The sequence below is a fragment of the Aeromonas sp. HMWF017 genome, assembly GCF_003061465.1.
In the GTDB taxonomy this organism is placed as follows: domain Bacteria; phylum Pseudomonadota; class Gammaproteobacteria; order Enterobacterales; family Aeromonadaceae; genus Aeromonas; species Aeromonas veronii.
Map to the genome: position 1 here is coordinate 30,991 of NZ_QAJD01000170.1, position 9,028 is coordinate 40,018.

Below are 9,028 nucleotides of genomic sequence, written 5' to 3' on the forward strand. Positions count from 1 at the left end.
CATATTGGCGTAGTCATCGGCAAACTTGCGTTTGTTGACGTTGAAATCGCCGCCGTAGATGACGATGTCCGTGGTCGGGATCTTGAGGCTGGCAGCCAGAGAGCGGATCTGGCCGAACTGGATCTGGCGCAGCTTGCGTGCCTCGTCAGTGTCGAAGCTGGCGGTGTGGGTAGCGAACAGGTGCCACGCCTTGCCCCCCTTGATCACCTCGGCGTACATCACCCCCTTGTCGGCGAAGCAGTCGGTGCCGGTGCATTGGGGATAGACCAACTGGGCCTCCCGCACTATGGGATAGCGGCTGACGATCACCACGCCGCCGTCGTGGATGTTGACCCCGGGCTTGTCGAGCACCTTGGTCTGGTAGGGGTACTCTTTCGCCAGCGCCTGCAAAAAGCCCTCGCGGCGGCCATCGAATACCTCTTGCAGCAGCAGGGCGTCATAACCCTTGAGATAATCAGGCAGCAAGGTCAATCGCTCGCCGATGCTGGAGGCGATGACCGGCAGCGCCCAGACGTTGTAGCTGGCCACCTTGAGCCTGTTTTCTGCCGGTTCCGGCTGTTCCCGTTTTTGGGGGGGCGTGATCATATAGTGCAGATCGTCGTAGCGGCCGGTGAACTTGGCGGCAAAGGCCAGCTCTTGTGGCCCCGCAACGCGGTGGATCGCCCGATCGTTTTGCCAGCCGGATGCACTGGTCGGCGTCTCGCCACCGTGCTGCAAGGTGGTGTTCCACCAGGTTCCCTCCATCAGCTGGTTGAGCCGATAGACGTCGCCTGCCGCTGTGGTCACGCGGGTTTCGAACAGATAGCTCTTGCCCGCTTTTACCCCCTCATAGCGATTAAAGCTGAGCACCATGGCACTCTCCCACGGGCCCAGCTCGGTGCGGTGCTGGCTCCACTGACTACCGGGTTGCAGCTGGCCGCTGCCGCTTTGGAGGATGTCGATCTGGAGCGGTTCAGGGCTGTTGTTGGTGAGGTAGACATCGGTATCGGCCAGTGCCAGTTGCGGGAACTGGCTGACCAGCAGCAGGGCGGCATAACTGAGGGTTTTCTGCATCACAGGATCCTTTTGGTTGCAGGGCAATGGAAAGTGACTGTTATGGCGAATGCAGAGGTCAGTTTGTTTACATTTTAGTTACAAGTAAATGAATTGGTTTTGTTTGGAGCTTTGTGAAGGTGTAAAGCGAGCGAGGCAGCACGCTTAAATAGATAGGGGGAGGAGCGAGGGAAGGCGCCCGTGTCAGGCGCCTTCAGGAGTTAGCGGTGGGCCAGCGGGTAGGTGAAGAGCGCCAGATGGGCGAAGTTGAAGGCGAAGTGGATCAGGATGGCTACGGAGAGTCGCCCACTGAGCTGGAATGCCAGGCCATAGCAGCAGCCTGCCAGGGTCGCAAACAGCGCCAGCAGTGGGCCACCGGGCAGGTGGATGGCTCCGAACAGTAGCGCAGCTACGACGATGCCAATCCAGGGGCGGTAACGTTCGGTCAGCCCCTGCTGGATCGCGCCACGAAACAGCGCCTCTTCCGCCACACAGGTGAACAGCAGATTGTTGAGTACAAACAGCCACCACCAGTGGGGCAGACCCACTTCCGGTTTCAGTGCCCCCAACTGCCAGGCGATGACCAGCAGGGCACCCAGCGGCAGCAGTAACAGGACCAGCGGGCGCCAGCGGATTGCGCCCCCCTTGCCCTGCAGCATCGGGCAGGCCAGCAGCAAGCCAAAGAACAGCAGCGGCTTGTCGAGGTTCAGATACATGTTGAACGGCACGCTGGCGGGGCCTGCCAGCGCCTGATCCAGCACCTTGAGATTGTTGAAGCCGGGGATGAGGTGCAGGGTCAGCGCAATCGCCCAGAGGATCAGCACCACTCTGGCCGCCATCGCCCGGCGGGCGGGGAGGGTTGGCGTACGCCACGCCAGCAGTAATCCTGCGACCGAGACCAGCAGGGCAGGTAGTGTCATTCGGTCAAGCCACAAGGCCAGCAGCAGGGAGAGTCCCAGCAGGGCAAAGGCGGGAAGACGCTGGCAGAAGAGGGCAAGCAGCACGGCCAGTGCCAGCGCGCCCCAGATAAATGAGTCGGGAAGGGGTAACATTGGATCTCCTTGATCGAGGCAGGCGGCAACCTTAACAAGTGGGCGTCAGCAGGACAACCGCGCAGGAGGTGGTCGGATCCCTTCTCTATACTCATCAACAGGGTAAAGGGAGAGCAGCTGATGAAGCACTGTCTGTGGTTGTTGTTGTGTTGTTGGTGTGTCTGGCTGCAGGCGGCACCCTTGCTGCTGGTGACCGGTGAGTTCACCCCCTATACCGGCAAGGCACTGCCTGAAGGTGGCGAGAGCACCCGGCTGGTGACGACCCTGCTGCAAGAGGCCGGGTATCGGGAGATCCAGGTCGACTACCTGCCCTGGCCCCGCGGCTATCAGTTGACCCGCAATGGGTTGGTCGCGGCCACCTTCCCCTACGCCTGGACTGCCGAGCGGGCCAAGCTGTTCCACTACAGTGCTCCCATTCACATAGATCGCCTATCCTGGTTCACCTATCGGGGGAGCGAGGCTATTCAGGCTGGCCGCTGGCAAGGGCTGCGAGTCTGCATTCCGCTGGGGTGGAGCACCAGCCATGCTGACGGGGTGATCAAGCGTTTCGGGCTGGATCTGCAGCGCCCCAAGACCCTGGCACAGTGTCTGCAACTGCTGGATCGCAAACGGATCGATCTGCTGCCGATGAACGAGACGGTGACCTGGGATGCCAGCCGCCAGCTGTTTGGTGATCCCTGCCATCTGCAGGCATTGCCCCACTTTCGCCAGAGCGACACCTTTTACCTGATCATTTCACGGCAGTACCCGGAGGCCGCCAGCCTGCTTGAGCGGTTCAATCATGCCTTGGCTGCCGCCCGTGCCGATGGTCACTATGACCAACTGATATCCCGAGCCGGAAAGGGGATCGATTGCCGTTGAGAGTGCCTGGGCGGAAAACAAAAAGCCGGAGCAGTGGCTCCGGCTTTCTTTATGCCTTCAGGGGCGATTAGCGGCCTGATTCGGCAATCACGCGGGCGATGATATCGGCGCGCTTGCCAGCTTCCAGTTCGCCCAGGGCGATCAGGCCAGCCTTGAAGATGACGTTCTTCGGCAGGCTGACGTCGTCCAGAGTGGCGATCGCTTCAACGTGCATGCCGTTCAGGCGGCTGGCATCGCGCGGGCTCAGGTTGACCTGAGTGTTCATCACCTGCTTGCCTTTCTTCTTGGCAGGTGCAGCCGCTTTCTTGGTGGATTCCTGTTCTTCGTCTTCCGGCAGTTCGTCATCAAAATCGTAAATAGACATAGTCAATCCTATTGAGTTAGGCAAAAGGGCACGTTTGCCCGACATAGTAATCCGACATTGGGTCAATCAGCCCATATCCTCGTTACGGATAAAGGCGCGCCAGGAGCCGAGCACCTGGGCAAAATCTTCCAGCCCGCACATAGCCAGCTGTTCATCATCGTAGTAGGCGAGATCGTCAAGATCCTCACCCAGCTCGATATTGAGGGCGTTGGCTTTCACCTCCGCCTCTTCATGGGTCAGCAGCAGGGAGTAATCACCGCCGTTGAGCCGGTATTCGACTCGGGTGTGGTTGGAGAGCTGATCAATGATGGAGAAGAGCTCGTCGAGCTTCTCCTCATCCTTGCCAACCTCGTCGATCAGCCACTGACCGATGGCTTCATGGCCCATGGAGAACCGGGCGCGATAGCCACCAAACGGGTCGCGGCGAAATTCATAATCCATAGCACAGTCCAGATCGGAGGGATGGGCCATCACGGGCAGGCGGGTGCAAGCACGCAATTCCTGCTCCATGGCGGGGCACACATCGGGTAAAGTGGCCTATTCTAGCGATCCCCCTCTCGCTTGTCTTGATGATGTGGCATCTTTGCGCCCATGTGCCCTGAATTGCCTCGTGGTGACGTAGCCAGATCTGCCCCTTGTCCGGAGATGTTATGCAGCTAAACGATAACCTTGCCCGCCAGATCGTCGCACGGGCGATGAAGATCCTGTCGTTCTCGGTCAACGTGATGGACGAACACGGTCTCATCATTGCGTCCGGCAATCCGGAGCGGATCCATCAGCGCCACGAAGGGGCTGTGCTGGCGCTCACCGAAAACCGGGTGGTGGAGATCAGCGAGGCGACAGCCTTGCAGCTAAAAGGAGTGCGACCCGGCATCAATCTACCCATCTCCTATCAGGGGGAGCTGATCGGGGTGATCGGCATCTCCGGCGATCCGGAGGAAGTGCGTGCTTACGCCGAGCTGGTGCGAATGACGGCAGAACTGATCCTGGAGCAGGCGGCGCTTACCGAGCAGTTGCAGTGGGACAAGCGCCACAAGGAGGAGCTGGTGTTGCAGCTTATACGTGGTGAGGGGCGAGTCGATCAATTGCAGCAGGCGGCCCGCTTTCTCGGGCTGGAGTTGGCCCAGCCCAGGGTGGTGGCCGTGCTGGCCCTGGAGGAGGCCGACCCTGCTCGTCTGCGGGAGCTGGTTCATCAGCTGGAGAACCCGGAGCGGGACAATCTGGTCGCCATCAACGGGCTCGACGAGATAGTGGTGCTCAAACCGGCGCAATTGAGTGATGGCGTTTGGCAATCGGCGCAGGAGCGCAGCCGGATCAAGCAGTTGCTGGCCCGCATTCCCCACTTCAAGGTGCATATCGCGGTGGGCGATTACTTCGCCGGGATCGGCGGGCTGGCGCGCTCTTACCAGACGGCGCGAGATACATTGCGCCGTGGCATGCGGCAGGCGCCGCGCAAACAGGTCTACTTCTTCGAGGATTACCGCTTGCCGGTGCTGCTGGGGAGTCTGGCGGACTCTTGGCAAGCGGATCAGCTGCGCACACCGCTGCAGAAACTGGCCCGGGAAGATGGCAAGGGGGCGCTGCAGAAGACCCTGCGCCACTATTTCTTGCAGGATTGTGATCTGCATCGCTGTGCCGAAGCCCTGTTCATTCACCCCAATACCCTGCGTTACCGACTAAGCCGGATCGAGCAGATAACCGGGTTGAATTTCAACAAGTTAGACGACAAATTTTTGCTCTATCTCGGCCTTAATCTCGACTTGTGATTGTGAGATTGGACAAAAAAATACATTTAAATGATGTTATTTTTGGCTATTTGGCCAAAGCATTCTGATTGCAGATCTCCATAATGGCGGCCATTCACTCCCATTGAAGGTGTCCGTCATGATCCCGGTTACTGCCCTTGGCGCCATCGCGGCGCTCTCCATCGCCATCATCCTCATTTTGAAGAAGGTGCCGCCCGCTTACGGCATGATCGTGGGGGCCCTGGCCGGTGGCCTGATTGGCGGTGCCGATCTGACCCAGACCGTCGCCCTGATGATCGGCGGCGCCCAGGGGATCACCACTGCGGTGATGCGGATCCTGGCGGCCGGTGTGCTGGCGGGTGTGCTGATCGAATCGGGCGCGGCCACCACTATCGCCGAGACCATCGTCAAAAAGCTCGGTGAAACCCGCGCCCTGCTGGCACTGGCGCTGGCGACTCTGATCCTGACTGCGGTCGGCGTATTCGTGGACGTGGCCGTCATCACCGTTGCGCCCATTGCGCTGGCCATCGCCCGCCGTGCCGACCTCTCCAAGGCGGCCATCCTGCTGGCGATGATCGGTGGCGGCAAGGCGGGTAACGTCATGTCACCCAATCCCAACGCCATTGCCGCGGCTGACGCCTTCCATCTGCCCCTCACCTCAGTGATGGCAGCGGGCATCATTCCGGGTCTGTTCGGTCTGGTGATGGCCTACTGGCTGGCCAAGCGGCTGAACAACAAGGGCAGCAAGGTTGCTGCTGATGAAGTGGTGAGCTTTGCCGGTGCCAAGTTGCCGGGCTTTGCCGCCGCCATCAGCGCGCCGCTGGTCGCCATCCTGCTGCTGGCCCTGCGGCCGGTCGCCGGTATCGTGGTGGATCCGTTGATTGCACTGCCCCTCGGTGGTCTGGTCGGTGCCCTGATGATGGGTAAATTCAGCAAGGTGAACCAGTTTGCGGTCTCCGGTCTCGCCCGTATGGCGCCGGTCGCCATCATGCTGCTGGGTACCGGTACCCTGGCGGGCATCATCGCCAACTCCGGCCTGAAGGATGTGCTGATCAGCGGCCTGACCGCCTCCGGTCTGCCCTCCTACCTGCTGGCGCCCATCTCCGGTGCCCTGATGTCGCTGGCAACCGCCTCGACTACCGCCGGTACCGTGGTGGCCTCCAACGTATTCAGCTCCACCCTGATTGAACTGGGGATCAGCAGTTTGGCCGGAGCGGCGATGATCCATGCCGGTGCCACCGTGTTTGACCACATGCCCCACGGCTCCTTCTTCCATGCCACCGGTGGCAGCGTCCACATGGGGGTGGGTGAGCGCCTGAAACTTATCCCTTACGAAACTGCAGTCGGTCTGACCATTGCCACTGTCTCCACCCTGATGTTTGGCGTGTTTGGCCTCGCCTAAGGAATTGATATGAAAATTGTTATTGCCCCCGATTCATTCAAGGAGAGTCTGAGCGCCATGGCGGTGGCTGATGCCATCGAGGCCGGTTTCAAGCAGGTGCTGCCGAACGCCACCTACGTCAAATTGCCGATGGCCGATGGCGGCGAGGGCACGGTGCAATCGCTGGTGGATGCCACTGGTGGCCGCATCCTGCCGGTCGAAGTGACCGCGCCCCTAGGTAACAAGGTACAGGGCTTCGTCGGTCTGCTGGGTGATGGCGAGCGTGCCGTCATCGAGATGGCCGCCGCCTCCGGCATCCATCTGGTCGCTCCCGAGCAGCGCAATCCGCTGCTCACCTCCAGCTTCGGTACCGGCGAGCTGATCCTGGCCGCGCTGGAGATGGGGGTGAAGCACCTGATCCTCGGTATCGGCGGCAGCGCCACCAATGACGGCGGTGCCGGCATGATCCAGGCGCTCGGCGGCAAGCTGCTCAAAGCCGATGGCTCAGCCATCGAGTTGGGCGGCGCAGGTCTCAGTGAGCTCGCGACCATCGATCTTGGCGATCTGGATCCGCGTCTGGGTGAGCTGGTTATCGAGGTAGCGTGCGATGTGAACAACCCGCTCTGCGGCCCGAAAGGCGCCTCCGCCGTGTTTGGCCCGCAGAAGGGGGCGACTCCAGAGATGGTGGCGCAACTCGATGCCAACCTCTCCCGTTATGCCGACTGCATTGAGCAGGCCCTTGGCTGCCGGGTGAAGGATATTCCGGGGGCGGGCGCTGCCGGTGGCATGGGGGCCGCGCTGGTCGGTCTGCTTGGTGCCGAGCTCAAGCCTGGCATTCAGATCGTGATTCAAGCCCTGAAGCTGGCCGATGAAGTGGCCGATGCGGATCTGGTCATCACCGGCGAAGGGCGCATCGACAGCCAGACCATCCATGGCAAGACACCAATCGGTGTCGCACGTTGCGCCAAGCAGTTCGGCAAGCCGGTGATCGGCATCTCCGGTTGCCTGACCGACGATTGCGGTGTGGTACATGATCACGGGCTGGACGCGGTATTCGCCGTGGTCAACCGTGCCATGTCTCTGCCGGAGGCGCTGGAGAACGCCAGCACCAACATTCAACTCACTGCGCGCAACGTAGCAGCGCTCTATCAGCTCAAGGGCTGATCCGGTTCGGCCGATGCGCCTCATCGGCCACTCAATATCCCCGTTTGGGGCATCTCCCATCCCGCGAGATGTCTGACTGCCCTGGCACTTATTTGCCGATCCATCGTGATCGGCTCTTTTCTTTCTGCTCCTTTGTCTTGCCACACTTTTGACTCCATGGGTCAGCGCGGTTTTGATAGGCGCAAATCTCCCTTTACGGCATAGTGGTCGTACCAAGTACAAGGAGAGACTCATGTTCCTGCTGACCCTGGGGGTTGCGCTGTTTACCCTGATCCATCTCTACCCCTGTTTTGCGGTGGCCCATCGGGCGCGACTGAGAGAACGGCTGGGGGAGAATCGCTACAAGGGACTCTTCTCATTGCTGGTGTTTGTCGCCATCGCCTGCATCATTGCCGGTTGGCGGTCGGCCAGCTCGCTGCCGCTCTACTTCCTGCCGGAGTGGGGGCCGATGACCATGACGGTGATGATGCCCTTTGCGCTGATCCTCTTCTTCTCCGGCCAGGGGCCCAACCATCTGCGCCGTTGGCTAGTGCATCCCCAACTGCTCGGCACCCTGCTGTGGGCGGTGGCCCATCTGCTGGTCAACAGCGAGGCGAGATCTCTGGTGCTGTTTGGCGGCATCGGGCTGTGGGCGCTGGTGAGCATGGTCTGGATTTCGGTGCGGGACTGGCAGCGATATCCCCGCCCGGCTGCGAACTGGACGGGCACCGGCATCAGCGTCGGGGCGGGCCTGGCTGCCACCGCGCTGCTGGTGTTCTGGGGCCACGGCTGGCTGACCGGCATTCCATTGCATTGAGAGTGAACTGCGGCTCTGGTAACCACGTATGATGGACAAAACAAAAGGAGTCTTGGCGATGAAATGGTTCACTCTGTTGCTGTTATTGGGGGCCAACGCGGCCTCTGCGGCGTGCCCCGATTATTTCAATGTGGAGATGCGGGAGCTCAACAATGCCCAGCGCCACAACCTCTGTCAGCTTACCGAGGGCAAGGTGGTGCTGGTGGTCAATACCGCCTCCTACTGCGGCTACAGCGGCCAGTTCCGCGATCTGGAGAAGCTCTACCAGAGCTACAAGGATAAAGGGCTGATTATTCTGGGCTTCCCCTCCAACGATTTCTGGCAGGAGGCGGGCAACGAGACCAAGACTGCCGAGGTGTGTCGCCGCGACTATGGCGTCACCTTCCCGATGTTCAATCGAGTGGCGGTGCGGGGCTCCGATGCTGTGCCACTGTTCAAGGGGCTGGCGGCGGCCGCTGACGGAGATGAGCCGAACTGGAACTTCCACAAGTATCTGGTGGGGCGCGATGGCAAGCTGATCGCCAGCTACGGCGCCAACCAGAATCCGGCTGACGACCCCCTCAAACTGCAGATCACCCGGGCGCTGGGGCTCTGACCCTACCCCTTGGCGGGCGGCTCTGGAATAATGGGCTC

The 9,028-nt window shown here is 60.8% G+C and carries 10 protein-coding genes; 6 read left to right on the top strand and 4 right to left on the bottom strand.

Features of this window, described 5'->3' with window-relative positions; genetic code table 11:
• Together DBR30_RS18870 and DBR30_RS18875 are read right to left on the bottom strand one after the other, a co-directional pair.
• On the bottom strand, positions 1 to 1,053 hold a 1,053-nt coding region (locus DBR30_RS18870), incomplete at its 3' end, for a sphingomyelin phosphodiesterase (RefSeq protein ID WP_258224504.1).
• A gap of 200 nt (positions 1,054 to 1,253) precedes the next feature.
• Positions 1,254 to 2,084, bottom strand: coding sequence for a CPBP family intramembrane glutamic endopeptidase (locus DBR30_RS18875; RefSeq protein WP_108541540.1), 831 nt, complete (start codon positions 2,082 to 2,084; stop codon positions 1,254 to 1,256).
• A gap of 120 nt (positions 2,085 to 2,204) precedes the next feature.
• Here DBR30_RS18875 and DBR30_RS18880 point away from each other — a divergent pair, with 120 nt between their 5' ends.
• Entirely contained in the window at positions 2,205 to 2,945 is a 741-nt protein-coding gene (locus tag DBR30_RS18880) for a substrate-binding periplasmic protein (RefSeq protein ID WP_108541541.1), read from the top strand.
• A 67-nt stretch (positions 2,946 to 3,012) separates the two neighbouring features.
• Here DBR30_RS18880 and DBR30_RS18885 read toward each other — a convergent pair whose 3' ends face one another.
• Entirely contained in the window at positions 3,013 to 3,309 is a 297-nt protein-coding gene (locus tag DBR30_RS18885; protein ID WP_005348860.1) for a hypothetical protein, read from the bottom strand.
• Between the two features lie 66 nt (positions 3,310 to 3,375).
• On the bottom strand, positions 3,376 to 3,750 hold the full coding sequence (locus tag DBR30_RS18890) for a YacL family protein (protein WP_108541575.1): 375 nt from the start codon (positions 3,748 to 3,750) through the stop codon (positions 3,376 to 3,378).
• Positions 3,751 to 3,959: 209 nt separating this feature from the next.
• Here DBR30_RS18890 and DBR30_RS18895 point away from each other — a divergent pair, with 209 nt between their 5' ends.
• From DBR30_RS18895 to DBR30_RS18915, 5 genes are all read left to right on the top strand, one after another.
• Positions 3,960 to 5,075 carry a sugar diacid recognition domain-containing protein gene (locus tag DBR30_RS18895; RefSeq protein ID WP_108541542.1) on the top strand — a complete coding sequence of 372 codons (1,116 nt, stop codon included), beginning with the start codon at positions 3,960 to 3,962 and terminating at the stop codon, positions 5,073 to 5,075.
• Between the two features lie 118 nt (positions 5,076 to 5,193).
• On the top strand, positions 5,194 to 6,456 hold the full coding sequence (locus DBR30_RS18900) for a GntP family permease (protein ID WP_005340326.1): 1,263 nt from the start codon (positions 5,194 to 5,196) through the stop codon (positions 6,454 to 6,456).
• A gap of 9 nt (positions 6,457 to 6,465) precedes the next feature.
• A complete protein-coding gene (locus DBR30_RS18905) occupies positions 6,466 to 7,599 on the top strand; it encodes a glycerate kinase (protein WP_108541543.1) in 1,134 nt (377 codons plus the stop codon).
• A 232-nt stretch (positions 7,600 to 7,831) separates the two neighbouring features.
• Entirely contained in the window at positions 7,832 to 8,395 is a 564-nt protein-coding gene (locus DBR30_RS18910) for an NnrU family protein (protein WP_042084306.1), read from the top strand.
• Between the two features lie 58 nt (positions 8,396 to 8,453).
• The gene (locus DBR30_RS18915; RefSeq protein WP_019445606.1) at positions 8,454 to 8,990 is read left to right on the top strand and encodes a glutathione peroxidase; all 537 of its coding nucleotides are present in this window, start codon (positions 8,454 to 8,456) and stop codon (positions 8,988 to 8,990) included.
• Positions 8,991 to 9,028 lie beyond the last annotated feature (38 nt).

Coding starts and splice junctions, on each gene's coding strand:
- DBR30_RS18875 (WP_108541540.1), bottom strand. CDS start 2,084: ATGTTACCCCTTCCCGACTCATTTATCTGGGGCGCGCTGGCACTGGCC.
- DBR30_RS18880 (WP_108541541.1), top strand. CDS start 2,205: ATGAAGCACTGTCTGTGGTTGTTGTTGTGTTGTTGGTGTGTCTGGCTG.
- DBR30_RS18885 (WP_005348860.1), bottom strand. CDS start 3,309: ATGTCTATTTACGATTTTGATGACGAACTGCCGGAAGACGAAGAACAG.
- DBR30_RS18890 (WP_108541575.1), bottom strand. CDS start 3,750: ATGGATTATGAATTTCGCCGCGACCCGTTTGGTGGCTATCGCGCCCGG.
- DBR30_RS18895 (WP_108541542.1), top strand. CDS start 3,960: ATGCAGCTAAACGATAACCTTGCCCGCCAGATCGTCGCACGGGCGATG.
- DBR30_RS18900 (WP_005340326.1), top strand. CDS start 5,194: ATGATCCCGGTTACTGCCCTTGGCGCCATCGCGGCGCTCTCCATCGCC.
- DBR30_RS18905 (WP_108541543.1), top strand. CDS start 6,466: ATGAAAATTGTTATTGCCCCCGATTCATTCAAGGAGAGTCTGAGCGCC.
- DBR30_RS18910 (WP_042084306.1), top strand. CDS start 7,832: ATGTTCCTGCTGACCCTGGGGGTTGCGCTGTTTACCCTGATCCATCTC.
- DBR30_RS18915 (WP_019445606.1), top strand. CDS start 8,454: ATGAAATGGTTCACTCTGTTGCTGTTATTGGGGGCCAACGCGGCCTCT.